At 27.8% G+C, this 23,051-nt stretch carries 20 protein-coding genes; 15 read left to right on the forward strand and 5 right to left on the reverse strand.

From position 1 onward, the window contains the following. Positions 1 to 273: 273 nt before the first annotated feature. From OW729_RS10795 to OW729_RS10810, 4 genes are all read left to right on the forward strand, one after another. Positions 274 to 1,659, forward strand: coding sequence for a citrate/2-methylcitrate synthase (locus OW729_RS10795; RefSeq protein WP_268061515.1), 1,386 nt, complete (start codon positions 274 to 276; stop codon positions 1,657 to 1,659). A gap of 176 nt (positions 1,660 to 1,835) precedes the next feature. Next, the gene (locus OW729_RS10800; RefSeq protein ID WP_268061516.1) at positions 1,836 to 2,501 is read left to right on the forward strand and encodes a phosphatase PAP2 family protein; all 666 of its coding nucleotides are present in this window, start codon (positions 1,836 to 1,838) and stop codon (positions 2,499 to 2,501) included. Next, positions 2,447 to 3,142 (forward strand): response regulator transcription factor, encoded by a 696-nt coding sequence (locus OW729_RS10805; RefSeq protein ID WP_268061517.1) that lies wholly within the window; start codon positions 2,447 to 2,449, stop codon positions 3,140 to 3,142. Before OW729_RS10800 ends, OW729_RS10805 begins: the two co-directional genes overlap by 55 nt. A 1-nt stretch (position 3,143) precedes the next feature. After that, entirely contained in the window at positions 3,144 to 4,634 is a 1,491-nt protein-coding gene (locus OW729_RS10810) for a sensor histidine kinase (protein ID WP_268061518.1), read from the forward strand. Positions 4,635 to 4,663: 29 nt separating this feature from the next. On the opposite strand, the gene OW729_RS10815 is transcribed toward OW729_RS10810, so the two are convergent. Then, positions 4,664 to 5,980 (reverse strand): aminotransferase class V-fold PLP-dependent enzyme, encoded by a 1,317-nt coding sequence (locus OW729_RS10815; RefSeq protein ID WP_268061519.1) that lies wholly within the window; start codon positions 5,978 to 5,980, stop codon positions 4,664 to 4,666. Between the two features lie 220 nt (positions 5,981 to 6,200). On the opposite strand from OW729_RS10815, the gene OW729_RS10820 reads away from it, so the two are divergent. From OW729_RS10820 to OW729_RS10835, 4 genes are all read left to right on the forward strand, one after another. Next, positions 6,201 to 7,781 (forward strand): ClC family H(+)/Cl(-) exchange transporter, encoded by a 1,581-nt coding sequence (locus tag OW729_RS10820; RefSeq protein ID WP_268061520.1) that lies wholly within the window; start codon positions 6,201 to 6,203, stop codon positions 7,779 to 7,781. A gap of 132 nt (positions 7,782 to 7,913) precedes the next feature. After that, positions 7,914 to 8,276 carry a hypothetical protein gene (locus OW729_RS10825; protein WP_268061521.1) on the forward strand — a complete coding sequence of 121 codons (363 nt, stop codon included), beginning with the start codon at positions 7,914 to 7,916 and terminating at the stop codon, positions 8,274 to 8,276. A 350-nt stretch (positions 8,277 to 8,626) separates the two neighbouring features. Then, positions 8,627 to 9,892 carry a uracil-xanthine permease family protein gene (locus OW729_RS10830; RefSeq protein WP_268061522.1) on the forward strand — a complete coding sequence of 422 codons (1,266 nt, stop codon included), beginning with the start codon at positions 8,627 to 8,629 and terminating at the stop codon, positions 9,890 to 9,892. A gap of 120 nt (positions 9,893 to 10,012) precedes the next feature. After that, positions 10,013 to 10,273 (forward strand): YkuS family protein, encoded by a 261-nt coding sequence (locus OW729_RS10835; protein ID WP_268061523.1) that lies wholly within the window; start codon positions 10,013 to 10,015, stop codon positions 10,271 to 10,273. Positions 10,274 to 10,417: 144 nt separating this feature from the next. Here the strand turns inward: OW729_RS10835 and OW729_RS10840 are convergent, their stop codons facing one another. Next, a complete protein-coding gene (locus OW729_RS10840; RefSeq protein WP_268061524.1) occupies positions 10,418 to 10,942 on the reverse strand; it encodes a hypothetical protein in 525 nt (174 codons plus the stop codon). 252 nt (positions 10,943 to 11,194) lie between these two features. Here OW729_RS10840 and OW729_RS10845 point away from each other — a divergent pair, with 252 nt between their 5' ends. Next, positions 11,195 to 12,058: a methionyl aminopeptidase gene (locus OW729_RS10845; protein WP_268061525.1), complete on the forward strand. Its 864-nt coding sequence runs from the start codon at positions 11,195 to 11,197 to the stop codon at positions 12,056 to 12,058. 37 nt (positions 12,059 to 12,095) lie between these two features. Then, positions 12,096 to 12,251 (forward strand): hypothetical protein, encoded by a 156-nt coding sequence (locus OW729_RS10850; RefSeq protein WP_268061526.1) that lies wholly within the window; start codon positions 12,096 to 12,098, stop codon positions 12,249 to 12,251. 30 nt (positions 12,252 to 12,281) lie between these two features. On the opposite strand, the gene OW729_RS10855 is transcribed toward OW729_RS10850, so the two are convergent. Next, positions 12,282 to 13,139 (reverse strand): mechanosensitive ion channel family protein, encoded by an 858-nt coding sequence (locus OW729_RS10855; RefSeq protein ID WP_268061527.1) that lies wholly within the window; start codon positions 13,137 to 13,139, stop codon positions 12,282 to 12,284. Between the two features lie 228 nt (positions 13,140 to 13,367). Next, a complete protein-coding gene (locus OW729_RS10860; protein ID WP_268061528.1) occupies positions 13,368 to 14,729 on the reverse strand; it encodes an MATE family efflux transporter in 1,362 nt (453 codons plus the stop codon). Between the two features lie 312 nt (positions 14,730 to 15,041). Here OW729_RS10860 and OW729_RS10865 point away from each other — a divergent pair, with 312 nt between their 5' ends. From OW729_RS10865 to OW729_RS10880, 4 genes are all read left to right on the forward strand, one after another. Beyond that, positions 15,042 to 15,695, forward strand: coding sequence for a hypothetical protein (locus tag OW729_RS10865; protein WP_268061529.1), 654 nt, complete (start codon positions 15,042 to 15,044; stop codon positions 15,693 to 15,695). A gap of 73 nt (positions 15,696 to 15,768) precedes the next feature. Continuing rightward, positions 15,769 to 15,951, forward strand: a complete 183-nt coding sequence (locus tag OW729_RS10870; RefSeq protein ID WP_268061530.1) for a hypothetical protein — start codon at positions 15,769 to 15,771, stop codon at positions 15,949 to 15,951. Positions 15,952 to 15,976: 25 nt separating this feature from the next. Further along, positions 15,977 to 16,225, forward strand: coding sequence for a spore coat protein (locus OW729_RS10875; protein WP_268061531.1), 249 nt, complete (start codon positions 15,977 to 15,979; stop codon positions 16,223 to 16,225). A 159-nt stretch (positions 16,226 to 16,384) separates the two neighbouring features. Then, the gene (locus OW729_RS10880; protein WP_268061532.1) at positions 16,385 to 16,582 is read left to right on the forward strand and encodes a hypothetical protein; all 198 of its coding nucleotides are present in this window, start codon (positions 16,385 to 16,387) and stop codon (positions 16,580 to 16,582) included. A 103-nt stretch (positions 16,583 to 16,685) separates the two neighbouring features. Here OW729_RS10880 and OW729_RS10885 read toward each other — a convergent pair whose 3' ends face one another. Next, positions 16,686 to 17,540, reverse strand: coding sequence for an SDR family oxidoreductase (locus tag OW729_RS10885; RefSeq protein WP_268061533.1), 855 nt, complete (start codon positions 17,538 to 17,540; stop codon positions 16,686 to 16,688). Between the two features lie 301 nt (positions 17,541 to 17,841). Here OW729_RS10885 and OW729_RS10890 point away from each other — a divergent pair, with 301 nt between their 5' ends. Then, positions 17,842 to 22,917 (forward strand): ATP-binding protein, encoded by a 5,076-nt coding sequence (locus OW729_RS10890; protein ID WP_268061534.1) that lies wholly within the window; start codon positions 17,842 to 17,844, stop codon positions 22,915 to 22,917. The last annotated feature ends 134 nt before the right edge of the window (positions 22,918 to 23,051 follow it).

The raw sequence follows: 23,051 nt of genomic DNA on the forward strand, positions 1-23,051 counted from the left end.
AAAGGTAGTTCATAAATGAAATTATATGAATCAAAACTTGAAAAAAGAATTAGGCTTATATTAAAATGTAAAAAAATATTAGTATAAATACGGGTATTTTAAAGAGGTTAAGAGATTTTTTTTACTAAATACTTAATGTGAATTTATTCTAGAACAATCAAAAATGAAATAATTGAATGATAATTATTCAATTTTGTGTAAATTGTTATTTTATTAAAGCATATTATATGGTAAAATATATTAAAGTAATCGTGTATAGGGGGGGCATACTAAATGCTAAGTAATTCTAGGGGTGATTTATTTGAAAAAAATGAAATATATAAATCTAGTCTAAATAAATTAACTGAAAAAGCAAAAAAAAATAATATAATTAGTTCAGAGTGCTATAAAAGATATGATGTAAAAAGAGGATTGAGAAATGAAAATGGAACAGGAGTTTTAGTAGGGCTTACTGAAGTAGGTAATGTTCATGGATATACAATAGAAAATGGAAAAAAGATTCCTGACCAAGGTATGCTAACATATAGAGGAATAGATGTTAAAGAAATTGTTAGTGGGTTTCAAAGTGATAAGAGATTTGGATTTGAAGAAGTTTGTTATCTTCTACTTTTGGGGGAATTCCCTACTGAACAAGAATTAAAAAAATTTAAAATTATGTTAGGAAAATGTAGAGAGTTACCAGATGGTTTTACTGAAGATATGATTTTGAAATTCCCTAGTAATAATATAATGAACAAACTAGAAAGAAGTATTCTTGTAGCATATTCTTTTGATAATAATCCTGATGATACTAGTATAAGGAATATTTTAAGACAAAGTATAGAACTTATTTCTAGGGTTCCTGTTATGATTGCTTATGGGTACCAAGCTAAAGCACATTATTATGATGGAAAAAGCTTGTTTATACACTCGCCTAAAGCAGAATTAGGTGTAGCAGAAAACATACTTCACCTAATAAGGCCAGATAATCATTACACTAAAACAGAAGCTGAAGTCTTAGATTTATCGTTAGTTTTACATGCTGAACATGGTGGAGGAAATAATTCAGCTTTTGCTACTCATGTGGTGTCTTCAACAGGAACAGATACTTATTCAGCTATAGCTGCAGCAGTAGGTTCACTTAAAGGACCTAAACATGGAGGAGCTAATATAAAAGTAATCAATATGATGAGTAACATAAAAGAAAGTATTAATAATTGGCAGGATCTTGAAGAGATTGAAAGCTATTTAATTAGAATACTTAACAAGGAAATGTTTGATAAAGCTGGTCTAATATATGGTATTGGTCATGCTATTTACACTTTATCTGATCCAAGAGCAGTAATGCTTAAAGAAAAAGCTTTAGAATTAGCAAAAGAAAAAGGAAGAGTAGATGAATTTCTTTTATATGAAAATGTAGAAAAAACGGCCCTTAAGATATTTAAAGAGTTAAGAGGAAGAGAAAATATATGTGTTAATGTAGACTTTTATTCAGGATTTGTGTATGATATGCTTAATATTCCTTGTGAATTATATACGCCTTTATTTGCTGCAGCTAGGATGGCGGGGTGGTGCGCCCATAGAATAGAGCAAGTGGCGAGCGAACCTAAAATTATAAGGCCTGCTTACAGAAATGTTAAGGAAAAATGCAAATATATTCCTATAAGAGAAAGAGATTAAGTGCCTAAAGTGTTATACATTTAGGCTTTTTTTTATAGATAATTATAGAAAATAAAATCTACATATAAAATTTTAGTAAATTTAAGAAAATCTTAAGGTTAAAAATAAACTTTTTTAAGATATTTACTTTAAAATATTTATAGTGAGAACTTTAGTTGATAGAGAGGAGAAACAGTGTGGAAAAGTTAAAAAACAATATAATGCCTTTAAGTTTTATGATTTCTATACCTATATTAAATATTTTTTATGGACTATTAAATAATGAGAGCAGAGGTGCTTATAGTTTAGTCTGTAGTATAGATAGAGCTACTCCCTTTTTGAAAGCTTTTGTATTGCCTTATTTAATATGGTACCCCTATATTTTTCTAGTAATGGTATATATATGTTTTAAAAATAAAAAAGTTTATTATAAAATCTTATTTTGTTTAGATATAGGGTTTATAATTAGTTATGTAATATTTTATTTTTTCCAAACAACAGTGGCAAGACCTTATCCTGTAGAACAGGATATAATGACAAAATTAATTGGAATAGTTTATTCAAATGATAAGCCTTTTAATTGCTTTCCAAGCTTACATGTTTTAACTACTTATTTTGTTATGAAAGGAATTAGTAAAGTAGAGAGTAATAAAAAAGTCACTATTACTGTAAATATAGCAGGAATATTAATAATATTATCTACATTGTTTATTAAACAACATGTTATTATGGATGTAATATTTGCTATAGTGTTAGGAGGTATTATTTTAAAGACTGTAAATGTTGTATTTGATGAGGGGGTAGAGGTATGGTTAAAGAAACTATTCTTATCGTTGACGATGAAAAAGAAATTAGAAAATTAATTGACATTTATTTAAAGAATGAAGGGTATAACACTTTATTAGCTGAAAATGGAGAAGAAGCTTTGAAACTTCTTGAGAATAATGAGGTACATTTAATTGTTTTAGATATAATGATGCCTAAGATGGACGGAATAGAAGCATGTTTAAAGATAAGGGAAGATAGGAGTATGCCTATTATAATGCTTTCTGCTAAAAGCGAAGATATGGATAAAATAATGGGGCTTACAACAGGAGCAGATGATTATTTAACTAAGCCTTTTAATCCATTAGAACTTGTGGCTAGAATAAAATCGCAATTAAGGAGGTATATAATTTTTAACGATAAGAAATCTATAAATACCTCTCTTATTGAGGTGGATGGATTAACTATGGATATTGAAACTCATGAAGTTAGAGTTAATGATGAAGAGGTGAAGTTGACCCCAAGGGAATTTGATATTCTGAAACTTTTAGCACAAAATAAGGGAATAGTTTTTAGTACAGAAAAAATTTATGAAACAGTCTGGGGGGAGGAATTCTTTGGATCTGATAATACTGTTATGGTACATATAAGAAAAATTAGAGAAAAAATTGAAGAGAATTCTAGAAAACCTAGATATATTAAAACTGTTTGGGGAGTTGGATATAAATTTGAGGCTTAAATTGTTTCATAAACCTAAATTTAGACTTACAAAAAGATTGATTAGAAGATTTTATGCTATTTATAGCTTGATGAGAGAAAAAACTAGTAAAAGTGTAAGGATGGAGCTTTTAGTTACTTTTTTCATATGTTTTTTATTAGCAGCGGTGGCAGCTACGACTAGTTGGAATTTTTTTAGAAATATGAATGTTTATACTGAGATAAGTTATGATTCTGGTATAAAAGATATTGATAGTGATGCAGAAAGATTCATAAGAAGAATATCTGATGAAAAAATCTCTATTAAAGAAAAAGAAAAAATTGAAGAGATAATAGGAACGTATAGACAAGCTAATAGAATATTAATTACAGATTTAGATGGAAAAATCATCTATAAAAATAAAGGAGCATCAGAAACTCAAGTAGATGTATATAGCATAATAAAAAATGCTATGGAGGCTAGAGAAAGTAGAGGAAATTCAAAGGAGAGAAAAGAGTATACATCTTTTTATCCTATAACCTTTGCAGATAGTAGAGCTTATTTGATATATTCTGGAATTCCTGAAGGAGAAATAATATATAATCATGATGATGATTTCCCTAGGTTTATGGCATTTATAACTGCACTTATAGTGTTTATTTTAGCATTTTTGTTTTTTACTCGTAGAAAGATGGCGTATATTGAAGAGATATCTAATGGACTTATAGAAATATCATCAGGAAATTTGGATTTTAAAGTTGAAAAAAAAGGTGATGATCAGCTTGCTTGTCTTGCAGATAATATAAATAATATGAGCTTTAAATTGAATAAAAAGATAGAGGAAGAAAGAAGAGCAGAGGAAACTAAAAACCAATTAATAACTAATGTGTCTCACGATTTAAGGACACCTCTTACCTCCATAATGGGATATTTGGGATTGATAAAAGAAAAAAGATACGAAAATGAAGAACAGCTTAATGAGTATATAAATATTGCATTTAACAAATCAGAAAAATTAAAGGTTTTGATTGAAGACCTTTTTGAATATACAAAGGTTGCAAATAAAGTAGTGAATTTTGATAGAAAAGAAGTGATTATAAATGAACTTTTAATGCAGCTTATAGAAGAATTTGTACCAGTTTTTGAAGAAAATGATCTTAAATTAGAGCAGGATATATCAAAAGAGAAGTTTATACTTAAATTAGATGCAAATAAGACAGTTAGAGCTTTTGAAAATTTGCTCATGAATTCAGTAAAATATAGTTTAAAACCAAGTGTGGTTAATATTAGATTATACAAAGAAAATAATAAAATTATGACCTGTATTCATAACAAAGGTAAAAATATACCCAAAGAAGAGCTAGAATATCTATTTGAAAGATTTTATAGAGTAGATAAATCAAGGACTGGAGAAAATGGAGGAAGTGGGCTAGGTCTTGCGATTGCTAAGAATATAGTAGAAACACAAAATGGTAAAATATGGGCGGAATGCAAAGGGGAAGATATATACTTTTTTATAAGTTTTGATATTTAAAAAGAATAGAATAATGTTGCAAAGCAACATTATTCTATTTTTTCATATTTATTAATATAGTACTGCTTGTTTTTTACTACTTTGTTAAGAATATAAACTAATCTATCTACCTCTTCTACTGTATTATAAAGTCCAAAACTTATTCTAACAAGACCAGGTTTTTTGCTATCAGTTCTAATTCTATCTTCTACCTCTTCTTTTGTCATATGAAGTAATCTTTGTACATAAGGATGAGCACAGAAACAGCCATTACGTGCTGCTATTCCAGCTTCATAAGATAAAATTTTAGCAGTAGTTTCATGAGGAATGTTTTTAATATTAAAAGATATTATACTTATTCTTTCATCAGAATTAACAGCATCATAGTATAATTTAATATCAGGAATATTTCTCAAATTTTTAAGAGTGTAATCTGTTAAATATCTTTCATATACTTCTATATTTTTCATTCCAATTAAAGATAAAGTTTCAATAGCTATTCCTAAGGCAACAGCACCAAGTACATTTGGAGAACCTGCTTCATCTTTTTCAGGGGTATGAGTCCATTTTACATAATCTTGAGTAACGGTTTCTACTGTTCCTCCGCCAGAATAGTCGGGAGCAATATTTTCAAAATCTTCTTTTGGAGCGATTAAAACTCCTGTACCAAAAGGAGCGTACATCTTATGACCAGAAAATGCAAGGTAATCTATATGCTCAGGTGAATTATCTTCTTTCATATTTACAACAGAATGAGGAACTAATTGAGCGCCATCTACCAGTATTTTAGAATTATATTTATGAGTTATCTTTGCTGCTTCGTGTATATCATTTTTGTATCCTGTAACGTTAGAAGCTCCAGTAAGAGTAACAAGCTTTACTTTACCATTATACCTTATTAGTTTTTGTTCTAAATCATCTAGTGAAAGTCGTCCATAATCATCTACCATAATATAATCTATATTATATTTTCTCCATGGTAAATCATTTGAATGATGCTCCATTTCAGTACAAAGAATTACTCCATCATTGTATTCTTCATATAATAGATTTGAAAGCTTATTTATAGCTTCTGTTGTATTTTTAACAAATATTACTGTGTTTGTTTTACTATCTGCATTAACAAAATTAAGAATTATATCTCTTGCTTCCTCATAGATTTTTGTTGAAATTTGAGATTTATATCCAAACCCTCTATGAACAGAAGAATACCATGGAAGAAAACGCATAATTTTATTTGCTACAGATATAAAAGAGGGTGTAGTTGCTGCATTATCAAAATTTGCAGCTTGTACATACTCTCCATTAAAAAGAGGTACTTTAGTATTAACTCCTACTATTAGATTTCTATATTTTGGATTAACCACAATATCACCTGCCAACAATTACTCTATAATATAGTTTATTAAAATTTTTGAAAAGTGTGTTATTATACAAAATATATTTTTAAATAAAGCTTTTAATTTTGAATGTCATTGTACATAAGATGATGCAATATAAAATATGGTTGCTTGTATTGCGTTATAGGATTATAATTAACATGTAGTTGACTTAAAATATAATATGTTTGACAATGGGGGAAGAAGTGTGAAAGAAAAAAATAAAAATGGAATATACAACACGTTATTTCATTGGCAAAATTTCAGATTTAAACTTGTTGTAGAAGGGGTTGTGATAGGACTTTTATCTGGGTTACTTGTAGTGGCTTATAGATATGCGGCAGAAAAATCAGGTGAACTTACAAAAGAAATATACTTAAATGCAAAAGGAAATATAGGATATATAATTCTTATGTTTGTAGCATTAATGGTAATTGCTTATTTGGTAGGAAAAATGGTAAAAAGTGAACCTATGGCTAGTGGAAGTGGAATACCTCAAGTAGAAGGTGTACTCTTAAGAAAGCTAGAAATGAATTGGGTTAGTGTTGTAATTAAGAAATTTATAGGTGGTGTTTTAGCTCTTGGTGCAGGTCTGTCAGTAGGACGAGAGGGGCCATCTGTTCAGATGGGAGCGGCTATAGGACAAGGATATAGCAGAATTTTCAAGAGAATAAAAGTAGAGGAAAAATTCTTAATTACAAGTGGTGCTAGTGCAGGGCTTGCAGCAGCTTTTAATGCTCCTTTAGCAGGGGTCATGTTTGCATTAGAAGAGGTGCATAAGAATTTTTCACCTTTAGTATTAATATCGGCAATGTCTGCATCTCTTACAGCAGATTTTATATCAAAACAATTTTTTGGACTTAAGCCAGTGTTCTCATTTAGTAAAGTGACTGCATTACCACTTAAATATTACTTTTATTTAATAGTATTAGGAATCATAATAGGAATTTTTGGTGTTATATTTAACAATACAATAACTAAGACTCAAGATATATATAATAGTCAAAGATGGCTTCCTGCTGAATTTAGGCCAGTTGTTCCTTTTGTACTAGCAGGTATACTAGGTTTAACTTTACCTAATCTTCTTGGAGGAGGGCATAAACTTATAGAAGAATTAACTAAAAGTAATTTTACAATTCATATGCTTGTTATTATTTTGGTAATTAAATTTTTGTTTACTATGATAAGTTATGGTTCGGGTGTACCAGGAGGAATATTTTTACCTCTATTAGTTATAGGAGCTCTAATAGGAGATATATATGGGGTAACTTTAACTAAGGCAATTAATTTAGATCCTAAATACGTTACAAATTTTATGATTTTGGCTATGGCAGGATATTTTACAGCAATTGTAAAATCACCCGTGACAGGAAGTATTTTGATTACAGAAATGACAGGTTCTTTTTCTCATTTGCTTTCATTAACTTTAGTATCAATTACAGCATACGTTGTAACTGATATTTTAAAATCCGGACCTATATATGAAATATTATTGGAAAGATTCTTAAAAAACAATAAAGAGGATGAATTTGTAGGAGATAGTAAAAGAAAAGTGCTTCTTGAAAGTGCAGTAATTGTTGGATCTATGGTAGAAGGTAAAAAAATAAGAGAATTAAAGTGGCCTGAGAAATGTTTATTGGTTGGTATTAAAAGAGGAAATAAAGAGTTAATCCCAAAAGGAAACACAACTATATATCCAGGCGATTATCTTATAGTGTTAGTTGAGGAGGATAAGGCTTCACAAATAAGAGATGTTATTGTTCAAATGTCAGGTCAATGCGTATTATAACAAGAGATTAAGAGGAATAAAAGTAAGGATTGAAAAATATTATTATAACAGAAGTAAAATTAAAGATGTGGGATTCAATTAGTTGATAGTGCATATAATTGAATATAATTAATGTTATATGGGGGAAAGAAAATGGGAGAGAGATATAGTAAAAGTGATACTGTAAAAGGAGTTATTGCAGTTGTAAGCTTATTATCTATACCTGTTTTGGTTGTAAGAGATAGAATAAAAAGAATAAGATTAGAGGAAGAAGAAAAGAAAACTATAGATAGGATAGTCACAAATACTGTGGATTTGGAAAAAAATTTAACTAATGATAAGGCAGAAAGATATATAGAATTTATTAGAAAAATAAGTATTCCTAATAAGATGGTGTGTAAAAATATTATACTTAATGGATATGATATAGTTAAATCTAATTCTAATATAGATGAGAAGCTAAAAAATCAGCTTAGAATTATTTTAGAAGCAAAAGGATTTAATATAATATATTAAATTAATAATATACTTTGAAATTATGGATATAGGTTTTAGAGATATAAAAGTTTAATATGGGTATAACAAAAACTAAATATCACTTGCATGGTGAATAAAATAGTGGTACAATTATTAAAAGTAAGAAATAATCTTTAAATACAGTCCAGAGAGGCTGACAAGATTCATAGTTAGAGTTATGAGTATGAGTATTTTTGAGATAACTATAGCTTCTTGTCAGCGAACAAGAAGCTTTTTTATTACGAAAAATTATGAAGTAATATAATAGTTGCTTTTTAATTCGGTCCTGAGAGGCTGAAAAGAGGAGAATAGTAGCTTTCTCCTTAGATTAAAAATAAGGAGGTTTTTTTATGTCAGAAAACATATTATCAAAGGGAAATGTAGAGGTAAAAGAAAGCTCAAGTGCATTACAAAATGCTAAAAAAATGATTTTAGCACTTCAACATTTAATAGCTATGTTTGGAGCGACAGTATTAGTTCCAATCCTTACAGGGTTTGATCCATCAGTAGCACTTTTATCAGCAGGTATGGGAACATTGATATTTCACTTTGTAACGAAAAGAAAAGTCCCAGTGTTTTTAGGTTCGTCTTTTGCATTTATAGGAGGAATACTTACTGTTAAACAAAATTATAATGGAGATTTAGCTTATGCTCAAGGTGGAATAATAGTAGCAGGTTTTATATATGTAACTATGTCTTTATTAATAAAGAAAATAGGTGTTGAAAACATTAAGAAATATCTTCCAAATCAAGTAGTTGGACCAATGATAATAGTAATAGGATTAAATTTAATACCAGTAGCTGTTGATATGGCTTCTAACAACTTTTTAATAGCAGCTATAACATTATGTACAGCATTAACTATAACTTTTAAAGCAAAAGGATTTATAAAACAACTTTCAATTTTAATAGCAGTAGTAGTAGGATATTTAGCAGCATTTAAAGTAGGAATTGTAGATACAAGTGTGGTTAGTCAAGCTCCAATCTTTGCTATGCCAAACTTTACATTACCAAAATTCGATTTAGGGGCTATAGCAATAATTGCTCCAATAGTACTTGCAGTATTTATGGAACACATAGGAGATATAACTACTAATGGTGAAGTAGTTGGAAAGAATTTTATTGAAGATCCAGGTTTAAATAGAACTTTACTAGGTGATGGACTTGCGACATTATGTGCCGGATTTATAGGAGGACCTGCAAATACAACTTACGGAGAAAATACAGGAGTACTTGCAATAACTAAAAATTATAATCCACAAATATTAAGAATAGCGGCAGTATTTGCCATATTACTTGGATTTGTAGCTAAAGTAGGAAGATTACTAAGTACAATTCCAGCACCAGTTATGGGTGGAATAAGCATAATGCTTTTTAGTATGATATCTTTTATAGGAGTAAAGACTTTAAGTAAAGGAAAAGTAGAATTTAATACAAAAAATTTATTAGTAATAGTTACTATAATAATAATAGGACTTGGAACAAGTTATGTAGAAAAATTCTTAGGAGTTTCAATTGGAATACCTGTAACTTCAACAGTTAAAATTACAGGATTAAGTCTTGCTGCGATAGTTGGGGTTTTATTAAACGCAGTATTAAATAGAAAAACAGTATAACAAAAAATGTTGCGGTAACGCAACATTTTTTCTATTTTAAACAACTAATAAATTAAAAAATTTGGGTAAAAATAAATTATGATTAAATATGTATAAATAATATTATTTGAGGTGATAAACATGAAAAAAATAGCTATTGAAGATAGTTTAACTAATGTTGAGAGTTATCTTAAAAATGCTGGATACGAAGTAAAGAAAATCGATGAAAAAATGAAAGGTAATCCTGCTTGTTTAAATGAATATGATGCTGTAGTATTAAATGATTTAAGCAGAAATATGATGGGGTTTGAGGATGCTGTTACATCTGTTCCAACTATTGATGCTGTGGGGATGACTGCTGAACAAGTTAAAAATATTATTGAAAGCACAGCTACAAAGTAGAATATAATATCACTAAAATAATTAAAGACAAAGAGTTTCAATAATTTAGGTCTTGATAATTTTATTAAAACTCTTTGTTTTTTTATTTTACTCTTTTACAGTTTATTTCTAAAATAAATTGCGGGGAGTGATGCTAGTTATTGCTTATTTAGAGGATGTAGTTTGTGTTACACAGTTCATTCTATTACCTCTACCTTGGCCTTGACCATTACCATTTCCTCTAGGAGCATTTAGTCTACCTTGTCCGCCAATGTTGTTTTCTGAGTTTTCTTTTATTGATTTTTTATATGATTCTCCTTCTTCTTTTGAAATTGTTCCTTTAGAAACGGCCTCATCAATTGCCTTATTTTTGCTTTCTATCATAGCTGATCTTAAATCGTCATGTGTAAGTCCTTTTTCTTCTGCAAAATCGCTTAATGTCTTACCTTGTTCTCTAGCTTTATTAATATCTTCATCAGTAACTTTAAGCTTAGATTTAATTACAGAGGTTGCAAAATCATATCCTCTTAATCCTGTTATACGTCTAAGTCCTATGCCACTAGAAATTGGTTTGTTATTATCTGAATTAGTGTTTTGTGATGGTGTAGTTGTAGTAGTGGCATAAGCAGTTGCTCCTACACCAATTAAAATAGATAAAACTGTACCTGCTAAAATATTTTTTCTTTTCATAATTTTTACCTCCTACATATTCAAAATAAATGATTTGTTATGTTATGTTTTTATGATAAGATATAATTTTGATTAAAGTGTGTTATAATTGTGATGAATTTGTGAAAAGATTCAGTTATATAAATAATTTAGTATAAAAAATTAGTGATTTTTTTAAAGATAAACTTAATATAAAATTTAATTAAAACAATAATCCAAGAAAAATGATATAATGTTTATTAGAGACTATAAAATTATTTAGAAGGTGAATGAATGAATAAGATATCAAGAAATGATTTGTGTTGGTGTGGGAGTGGAAAGAAATATAAGTATTGCCATATGGATCAAGATAAAAAACTATCAGATTTAGAAGATAAGGGTTTAATAGCTCCTCCAATAGATATAATAAAAACACCAGAGCAAATTGAAGGGATTAGAAAAAGTTGTGAGGTAACAAGAAAAGTTTTAGACATGGTATCTGAAAGGATAAAAGAGGGAATTACAACTGATGAAATTAATACTTGGGTTCATGACTATACTTCGGAGTTAGGGGCAGTACCAGCACCATTAAATTATATGGGATACCCTAAAAGTGTTTGCATATCAATAAATGAAGTTGTTTGCCATGGGATTCCTGATTCTAGAGTTTTAAAGTCAGGGGATATAGTAAATGTTGACGTTACAAGTATTTTAAATGGATATTATGGTGACGCTAGTAGAATGTTTATAATAGGAGATGCTTCTGAAAAAGCTATAAAATTAGTAGAAACTGCAAGCAAATGTTTATATAAAGGTATCGAACAAGTTAAGCCTTTTGCTACTGTTGGAGATATTGGCTATGCTATTCAAACTTATGCTGAGGGTAAAGGGTATTCAGTTGTTCGTGAATACGGTGGACATGGAGTTGGAAATGAATTTCATGAAGAACCTTTTGTAGATCATTGTGGAAATAAAAACACAGGAATGATATTAGTTCCAGGAATGATTTTTACCATTGAACCAATGATAAATGAAGGCACTTATAAGTGTGAACTTCTTGATGATGGATGGACAGCGGTAACAGCGGATAGAAAGCTTACAGCTCAGTGGGAACATACTATATTAGTTACAGAAGATGGAGTTGAAATATTAACTTAATAATAGTGATAAAAATTTTATAGAGGGAGTTTTAAGAATGTCACAAAAGAATATTGAAATGATGAAAAAGATAATAGAGGAAAAGAATAAAAAAAGTGCTAGCCAAAAAGGCGGAGGAAGACCTAGTAAAGTTATGGGATCTTCAAGAAAAGCTATTAGAAGCAATAATGGTGGTGGACTTTTTGATAAATAAAAAAAATTGCGTTATCGCAATTTTTTTTTATTAAAACAGTTTAATGTCATCATGTTTTTTAAATTCAATAAGAATATTTTCTACAATATCATGTTCTAAATTTCTAAAATTTCTAGATCTACAAATAAATCTTAAAGTTAAAATTATTTTTCCTTCATCAATAGAAGTGTAAACTGTATGAGAAAGATTTGAGTAATATATAGGATGGGTTTTAGATGCTATTTCTAAAGAATCTTTAGCTTCTATTTCAATGTCTCCCAATTTTTTTTGAGCAATATCCATAATTAAACTTTTGGCTTTTTCCCAATTGCTATTATTAGTTAGTACTATATCAAGCTCATTCCATGTATATGGGAATGTATTTGTTTCATTTATTACGTCTGTTGAAATTAATTTTATATTTGGTATATATACAAGTCTTCCAGTACTTTGACCATAAGTTTTATTAGTTTGAGTGACTTCTATAATTGTGGTATAGAACCAATCTATTTCTAAAACATCCCCAGTGCTATCTCCAATATTTATTCTGTCGCCTACATCAAAGGGTTTACGAGAACTTATAATTATCCATCCAAGGAAATTAGATACTAAGTCTTTAAAAGCAAAGGCTAAACCAGCAGAAAATAAACCTAGAAAAGTGAGAATATCTTTAGATTCATATATCCATACAGGAATTATAATAATTATACAAATAACTTTGCTTGTTATAGAAATAACTTTTTTATACTTTATTGTTTTTTTTGATGTTAAATCAATTTTATCTATTAATTTAAATATATTTTTATTAATAAAATGAAAAATAATAAATGTGATTAGAGTTATTATTAATTTAACTAAAATTCCCACAGATTTAAATTTTAATGCAAGGTTAAATAAAAAACTACTCACTTTTCAATTATCCTTTCTATTTTTTAATCATTTTATGCCAATTCAAGCAATTTCTAAAACATAGATTTTTATATATTATATGCATATTTATTTTACTAAAATTAATTTTAGTTTCATAGCACTTTATTCAATAGTTAAGAAAATTTTAATTATTTGCCTCATTAAATAAAAAAGCTACATCTATAAAACAAAAATGTAATAGATGTAGCTTTTTAGTGAAATATAATATTATTCAGAGCACTTTTCTAAGTAATTTAATTCTTTTATATCTTTATATAAGAAATAGCCAGTTATTAAAGCTGCAGCAATATCTGCAATAGGCTGAGATAGCCAAAGTCCATCGAGCTTTAAAAATTTTGGTAAAATAATTATTATTGGTATTAAAATAATAACTTGTCTTAAAAAACTTAAAAATATGGATATTTTTGCTTTCCCAATGGCTTGAAAGTAATTAGAGGATACTATCTGATATCCTACAATAGGTAAGACTAATAAGTCGATTCTAAGACCACGAGATGTTAATTTTATAAGATCCATATCATTTTTACTAAATAAAGATATAAGAAGTTCAGGAAAAAGTTCTACTACTACATATCCAATTGAAGCAATAGTAACACCAGATATTATAGCTAATTGCATAGCTTTTTTTACTCTTTTATAGGATTTAGCACCGTAATTATAGCCTAATATTGGTTGAACTCCTTGATTTATACCAAAAATAGGCATAAAAATAATCATAGATATACTTGATATTATACCCATAGCTGCAACAGCTATATCTCCACCATAAGTATATAATCCTTTGTTATATAATACAGTTACTATACTAGCAGCTATTTGCATTGAAAAAGGAGAGAGTCCTATAGAAAATATATCAATGCAAGTTTTAAAATTTAAGTTTAGACAGGATTTTTTTATTTTTAAAATACTTCCACTGTTTTTATTAGTAAAATAATAAATTACTAAGACTGTATTCACTGTTTCAGATATAACCGTAGCTATAGCTGCTCCTTGAATGCCCATTTTAAAAACAAAGATAAATATAGGATCTAATACCATGTTTAAAAGGCCACCAACTATCATTGTTCGCATTGCTGTTCTAGGATTTCCTTCTGAACGTATTATATTATTAATTCCAAAACCTATATTTTGGAATATAGCTCCAGCTAGAATAATTAGAATATATTCTTTGGCGTAAGGAAGACTTTCTGTACTAGCACCAAAGGTTTTTAGAATTGGATTTATAAATATAATACCTATAACACATACAATACCTGAAATCAATATATCTAGTATAACAGCTGTACCTAGAATATTTTCAGCAGCTTTTTTATTGTTTTCTCCTAATTTTATAGAAATAAGAGTGGAGGCACCAATTCCTACAAGCATTCCAAAAGCCATTATTGTAGTGGAAATTGGAAGAGTTATAGCAAGGCCAGCTAAAGCTGTTTGACCTACGCCTTGTCCAATGAAAATTCTATCCACTATATTATATAATGCATTAACCATCATACCTACAATAGCAGGTATAGAGAATTTCCATAGTAATGTTGAGATTTTCGTATTGCCGAGTTCATTTGATTTACTCATAAGAATTTCTCCTTTCATCTAAAGTTATAGTATAACAAAGCGTTAAACCATAATTATATCATAAATCTTAAAAAAAATCCATTATTGGAAATTGTATCATGTAAGTTATCTTTATAACTTCATGTAAAAGATTAAAAAACATATTTTACATATTAAGGTGAGTAAACAATTCATATAAAATTATCTTTATTAAAATAGAATGGGAGTTATTAATGATAGTTATGAGATAAATTAAGGTTTGTTATTAGAATAAAATAAATATGAAAGGAAAATATAGTATTATAAAATCGCATAGAAAGGAGTTAAAAGTAGTTGTTTTTTTTAGAAAATATATCTACAAGATTCCCTACTCCATTAATTTCGGCTGCTTCTGTTATAGTTGGGTCATTAATAGGAGCTTCATGTAGTTGGATTACAACAACTTATGCAACAAGAAAAAATATAGAAACTGAAAATAAAATAGTAGAAGATAATAGAAGGTATGAATATAAAGATAAGATAAATAAAATATGTGAAAACGTAAATATAATACGATTGGATATATGTAATGCTTTATTTCAGAGTATAAGAACCTTAAAGTATTCAAATGAGGATTATTTAAATAAGTACCCTATATGTATTAATCCTAATTATTCAAAAGTAGTTGCTTCACTTACTAATAGGTTTGATTTAAAAGAAATGAGTTATATATATCAATTATATGGAATCATAGAATCTTTGAATAAACATATTAAGGAATATTATTACTATGATAAAAATAAATATGAATTTATAAGAAAAGATTGTGAGTTGTTTTTAAAAAAATTGTATGGAGAAAATTATAATAAGATATTAGATATAGACATTGAAAGGGCAACTTATGAGGAATTATATGATAATAAATTTACTAAAAAGGGCTATAGAGATGTATTGAAAAAGCTAGATGAAAATAGGTGCTTTGAAATTTATGAAAAGCATGAACAATAATTTGGAAGAATATAAAACTATATTTTGATACAAAATACTATAGAATGATTTCAAGAAATGAGGAGGAGAAAACATGACACAATTAAATCAATTAGAGTTACAAAATCTAAGACACCTTGTAGGAGGACATCAAACTGTTGCTGCTAAATTAAATGATTATGCTAATCAATGTCAGGATGCTCAAGTTAAACAGATTTTTCAACAAGCAGCTACATCAGCTCAAAATACAACACAAAAATTAATGGGATTTCTATAAAATTAAAATGAAAGAAGGGTAAACTATGCAAGAAAAAGAAATGGTAAATGATATATTGTCAACTGTTAATAGCAGTATTACTGGATATGGATCTATTATAGCTCAATGTGATAATCCACAATTAAGACAAACAATTCAAACATTAAGAGATGGAGACGAAAAATTCCAATATGATTTATATAAAATAGCATCTCAAAAAGGTTATTATAAACCAGCAGCACAAGCAACTGAACAAGAAATTCAACAAGTTAAATCACAATTAAGCCAAGGCTAGATAGTAAAAGAGGCTACTTCTATGTATACATAAAAAAGAAGTAGCCTTTTGTAATTATTATAAAGGTATATAAACAAGAAATAAAATAAATACTAAAAATTATAAAGAAAATCATTATAAAAAAATAGGTTATTAATACTTATAGAAAGGATTAAATTTATGAGACACCCTTATATAAAAGAAGGAAATAAAATATATGAATCTAAAGAAGTAGAAATAGCAAGAGAATGTGAACTTGAAAATGTAATAGATGAGGTTCCTAATGTGACGAAAAAATATAATGCTAAGATAAATAATATACAACATAAATATGGTCAAGACAATGAAAGTAAAGAGGTTATTGGGCATTTTGAATAAAAAACAAATTTTAATGTAATAAAGCATACTTGGATTAAACTAAGTATGCTTTATTACATTGAATAATTGATTATATACTATTTATTTTTGGAGGAAAATATATTTAACTACTAGTAATACGTCCCCCATTTACATGTATAATCTGACCGTTAATATAAGAGGAATCTTCAGATGCTAAAAAAACATAAGCTCCTGCTAACTCACAAGGTTGACCAGCTCTACCCATAGGAGTATTATGACCAAATTCTGATACTTTTTCTTTTGAAAAACTAGAAGGAATAAGTGGAGTCCAAATAGGCCCTGGAGCAACACCATTTACCCTGATTCCGGAGTTAATTAAATTTAAAGACAATGAACGAGTAAAAGATACAATTGCCCCTTTAGTAGAAGAATAGTCAATTAAAGTTTCATTTCCTTCATAGGCAGTAATAGAAGTTGTATTTATTATACTGCCTCCATTTTTCATAAGAGGTACTACTGCTTTGGTTAAATAAAACATTGAAAAAAAATTGGTTTTAAAAGTAATATTAAGTTGTTCAGACGTAATATCCATAATGCTATTTTGAGGATATTGTACGCCTGCATTGTTAACTAATATATCTATAGATCCCATTGAGTTTACAGTATCAGTTACTACTTTATTACAAAAAGCTTCATCGCCTATATCACCAGGAATTAAGACACACTTTCTACCTTTTTCTTCAATAATAGATTTAGTTTCTTCTGCATCACAGTGTTCATTAAAGTAAGATATAACAACGTCTGCTCCTTCAATGGCAAAAGCAATAGCTACTGCTTTACCTATACCACTGTCTCCGCCTGTTATTAAAGCAACTTTATTTAATAATTTATTACTGCCTTTATAATTAGTATTACTAAACATAGGTTTAGGATTCATTAAAGCCTCAAGTCCAGGTTGAGTGTCTTGATGTTGAGGCTGAAAATTTTTTGGGTACATTTTAAAACCTCCTTAAAACAACGTATATTTATTTTGTTTACTTATGTTACTTTTTATTCAATAGAATTATCTTAGGGTATGCCTACGTCATGGGTTACTGCCATCTTTTGTAAAGTTAAAATAAAAATTCGACATAAAGTGAATAAGTTTATTAATGCCATAATTATAATGTTTATGTAATAGATATATTTAGACAAAAATTAAATCTCATTTACATATAAAATAATAATTGGTATAATATAGGATATGTATAAAAATGTAGCATTTAATCTAAAGTAGTTAAAAAGGGGAGAATGATATTATGTATTTACCTGAACATAAGGATAGAGATTCCCTCAATGAGTTTATTTCTTCTAAAAAACCCATGGAAATAGAAACATTTCTTCAAATAGCTATCAATATAACACAGATAATAGGCGAATTTCATAAAAATAATATAATCTATAAGTATATAAATCCCCATAATATTATTATTGATGTAAGTACCAAAGAGGTTAAATTTTTAGATACAAAAGATATATCAATAAATAGAACTGAAAATCTTCCTTATATGTCACCAGAACAAACAGGAAGAATGGGGAAAAAGATAGATTTTAGAACAGATTTTTATTCTTTAGGTGTAACGTTTTATGAAATGCTTACAGGCAGGCTTCCTGTGCAGGGTAAAAATGAAATAGAGCTAACTTATAGCCATATTGCAAAGGAACCTATTTATCCTAATGTTATAAATGAAGAAATTCCATATGTGATATCCCACATTGTAATGAAACTTTTATCTAAGGATCCAGAAGACAGATATAAGAACTGTTTTGGGATTAGAAATGACTTATTAAAATGTATGGTTGACTTGGAAGAAAAAGGATTTGTTGATAACTTTCCATTAGGTAAAAAAGATATAGATGATAAGTTTAGTTTTTCTGAAAAAATATATGGTAGAGATAAAGAATTAAAGGAAATATTAAGGGTATATGAAGGCACTAGATCAGGAAATAGTAGCTGCGTTCTAATATGTGGAGGAGCAGGTATAGGAAAATCTACTTTAATGAAAGAAGTTAAAAGAAATGTAGTAGATGAAGGTGGTATATTTATTTCGGGAAAATGTATGCAATATGATAACTCTAATCCGTATTCTCCCATAATACAAGTTGCCACTAAATTAGTTAGGCATATATTAGTAAAAGGTGAGGAAGAGATAAGAGATATAAAGGATGATATTTTAAATATCATTGGTAATAATGGACAAATAATTGTTGATTTCATTCCTGAGCTAGAATATATTATAGGAAAGCAGACTGAATCTCCGAGATATGGAAATTTAGAGTTTGAAAATAGTTTTAATGAAATACTTTTAAGGTTAGTAAATATTTTATTAAAAAAAGACTACAACATAGTTTTCTTTTTAGATGATTTACAGTGGATTGACTCAGCATCTTTAAAATTTATGAAGATGTTTATAAAATACATAGTAAACAAAAGAATTTTATTAATATGTGCTTACAGAGAAAGTGAAGATATTTACAAGAATTACCCAATAATTAATCTTTCTAAAGAATTGGAAAATAGTCATTATGATATAACATATATAAGTATGAAGCCCCTCGGTACAAGGGAGGTAAATAATTTAATTTGTGATACTTTAAATTGTGATAAATATTCATCTATGCTTTTAGCAAAACTAATTACTTATAAGACAAGTGGAAATCCATTTTTTATAAAAATATTTTTAGAAAATATGCTTAATGAACATATTCTAGAGTTTGATTATGAAAATGGAAAATGGACATGGGATATAAACAAAATTTTAAAGATAAAGGTAGATGAAAATTCGCTAGATTTACTTATAAAAAAAATAAAAAATCTTCCACAGAATACAATAGAAATTTTAAAATTAGCATCATGTATAGGAGTAGAATTTGACTTAAAAATTGTATCTTATTGTAATGACAGACCAATTTATCAAAATACTATCGATATACTTGCTGCTATAAGAATGGGGATAATATCTCCAGTTAGTAAAGATTTTAGTAGTTTTTCTAAAGATAATACTATAAGTCATATAAACAAATTTATAAATAAGTATATGTTTTGTCATGATCATATTCATGAACAATTTTATTCTATGATAAAAAAAGAAGAAAAAAAGACTTTTCATTTTAAAATAGGAAATGTTTTATTTAATAATTTTTCTGATAATCAAATGGAGATTAATATTTTTGATATTGTAAATCAGCTTAATCAAGCTCATGAATTAGTGAAATATGAAAATAAAATATATGATTTAGTAAAACTTAATCTAGTTGCAGGTAAAAAAGCATATGCTTCAGGGGCTTATAGTTTAGCATTAAAATATTTAAAAATTAGCTCTAACTTATTAAATGATGAAAGTTGGGAAACTCATTATAATTTAACTTATAAAGTTTGGTTGACATTTGCTAAATATCAATGTCTTAATGGAGACTTTAAAGTAGGGGAAAAACTTTTTAATGTTATTTTAGATAACGCAAAGACGAAAAAAGACAAGGCAACTATATATGACATGAGGATTACCTTATATTCTTATTGTGGAAAATATAAGCAAGCTATAGAAAATGGAATTTTTGCTTTAAATTTATATGGTATAGATATTCCTATACATCCTAGTAAAAAACATATAAATTTACAATTTATGAAAATAAGAATAAGTTCAAGGGGTAAAGAGGAAAGAATATTTAATAAGAAAGATAATATAAATGAAGAAAAAAAACAGATAAAAGAAATATTTATGCACTTAAAGTGTCCAGCTATGATTTTTGACAAAAATTTATTTTATCTAATTACTTTAAAAGAAATTAATTTGATTTTAAAATATGGAGCATATGAAAGTGATGTAAGAGCATATATAGATTATGCTGTGTTTATTAATTTATACTTTGACGAATATGAAAAAGCATATAAGTTTGGCAAAAAAGCTTTGGAAGTTTATAAAGATGTTAAAAGTGTTGATTTTTATAAGGCAGAAGCTAGATTTGCAATCTTTGTTGCTCCTTGGATAGAGGGAATAGATTCTAGCATTGAGTGCATGAAGAAAAGTTATAAAAACCTTTTGAACTCAGGAGAGATGATTCAAGTTATTCATTTGCTGAATTCACTTGTTGGACTTTTATTTTTAAGAGGAGATACTTTAGAAAGTGTAAAGAGTAATTGTGAACAATATATAAAATTAAGTCAAAATATAAAATTTAATCACATAGGTCATGGAATAGTTACAATAAATCAACTATTAGATAATTTAACAAGTAAAACAGGTAATAGATATAGTTTAATATCTGGTGATTATAGTGAAGATATGCAATCTATGTATATAAGTTCATTAACTGGAACCGGAGGTTATTATACTTATAAGTTATTTATAAATTATTTTTATGATAACGTAAAAGAAACTAAGACTCTTTTAAAGAATGTTGAAGGCGAGTTGGAATTTTACAAAGGAAGTTTTATTGAAGGATTAGGATGTATTTATAGTACTCTATCTATGATCGAGTTATGCAAAGAAGTTAACAAAGGTCAGAAGAAAAAATTTTGGAAAAAGATTAATTCGAATTTACAAAAAATAAAAAAATGGTCTGATGTCTCTCCAATGGATTATAAAAGTTATTATTTATTAATTAAAGCTCAGATTTATTCAATAAATCATAACTATTCGGATGCGGAACAGTTTTTTTATAAGTCTATGAGAAGCGCAGCTAAGAATGAATCTTTCCTAAATATAGGCATTATTTGTGAGAAGCTTGGTGATCTTTACAAGAGTATGGGGGATGAAAAATTATTTGAAGTATATATTATTCAAGCCTATAAGTGTTATGAGAGATGGGGAGCAATTGAAAAGCTAAAACAATTGAGAGAAAAATGTCCTAATGCTTTTTGGGAAGAAGATGAAAAAAATAAAGATAATGCTTCTTTAAATAATAGTGCTGAAGATAGAATCGCTTGTACTACTACTGAAATAGATAATGAAAAGATAGATTTTTTATCTATAGTAAAAGCCTCTCAAGCTATTTCTGGAGAAATAGTACTTGAAGAACTTTTGGAAAAATTAATGAAAATATTAATTCAAAATGCAGGTGCTCAAAGAGGATGTTTGATTTTGAGAAGAGAAAATGACTTATTTATTGAAATAGAAGGAGATATTAACAAGATTTACTCGATGGTCTCGAAACATGTTAATATAGATATTTTTAGTAATATACCTAAGTTAGTAATTAATTACGTTGCAAGAACTAAGAAAAACGTGGTTTTAGAAGATGCATCTAAGCATAATATGTTCATGCATGACTCATATATATTAAAAAATAATATAAAGTCAGTTTTGTGTTCTCCAATAATGAATAAAGGTAAATTTATAGGAATTATATATTTAGAAAATAATTTTTCAACAGATGTATTTACTAAACAAAGGTTAAATACTGTAAATATGTTGTCTTCTCAAGCAGCTATATCTATAGATAATGCATATATGTATAAAACTATAAAAGAATTTAATGAGCAGCTTGAAAGAAAAGTCGAAGAAAGAACAAAATCATTAAATGAAACTATGAGATATGAAGAATTAAGAACTGAATTCTTTGCTAACATATCTCATGAATTAAGGACTCCACTTAATGTAATTTTTGGAGGACAACAAATGCTTGAATTATTGATAAAGAACAATATGCCTATGCAAAACAGTGATAAAATCGAAAAATATATGAGTACTATGAAGCAAAATTGCTATAGGCTTGTTAGACTGATAAACAATTTAATTGATATCACAAAAATAGATGCAGGTTATTTTCAAGTAAGCTTAAAAAATAGAAATATTGTCGATATTGTTGAATCTATAACTTTATCTGTAGCAGAATATATAGAGAATAATGGAATAAACTTAGTATTTGATACTGATGTAGAAGAGAAATTAATAGCTTGTGATCCAGATAAAATAGAGAGAATAATGCTTAATCTTTTATCTAATGCATTAAAGTTTACAGAAAAGGGAGGAAATATAGAAGTAAACATGTATGACAAAGGAAACAAAATAGTAATCTCTGTAAAAGATGATGGCATTGGTATACCTGAAGAAAAACAAAACACAATTTTTGATAGATTTATCCAAGTAGATAAGTCGTTATCACGAAATAGAGAAGGAAGTGGTATAGGTCTATCTATAGTTAAATCTCTTGTTGAGATGCATGGAGGCAAAATCAGTCTTTTAAGTGAATGCGGAAAAGGGACTGAGTTTATAATAGAACTTCCAAATGTACAAGTTAAAGAAAAAGAAGAGGATACTAATAAAGATAGCTATTTAGCATCTAATAAGGTAGAAAGGATTAAAATAGAATTTTCAGATATATATTCTAATTAGATATGTTATATACTTTGCGAACTGTATAGCTACATGCAATTTTCTCAATTAAAAGTAGTTTTTAAGATTATATATTAAAATAGATTACCTATCAAAACCAAAATTTTAAATATAAGTTACTATTTTGGTTTTGT

The organism is Clostridium brassicae (genome assembly GCF_026738875.1).
GTDB lineage: Bacteria > Bacillota > Clostridia > Clostridiales > Clostridiaceae > Clostridium_H > Clostridium_H brassicae.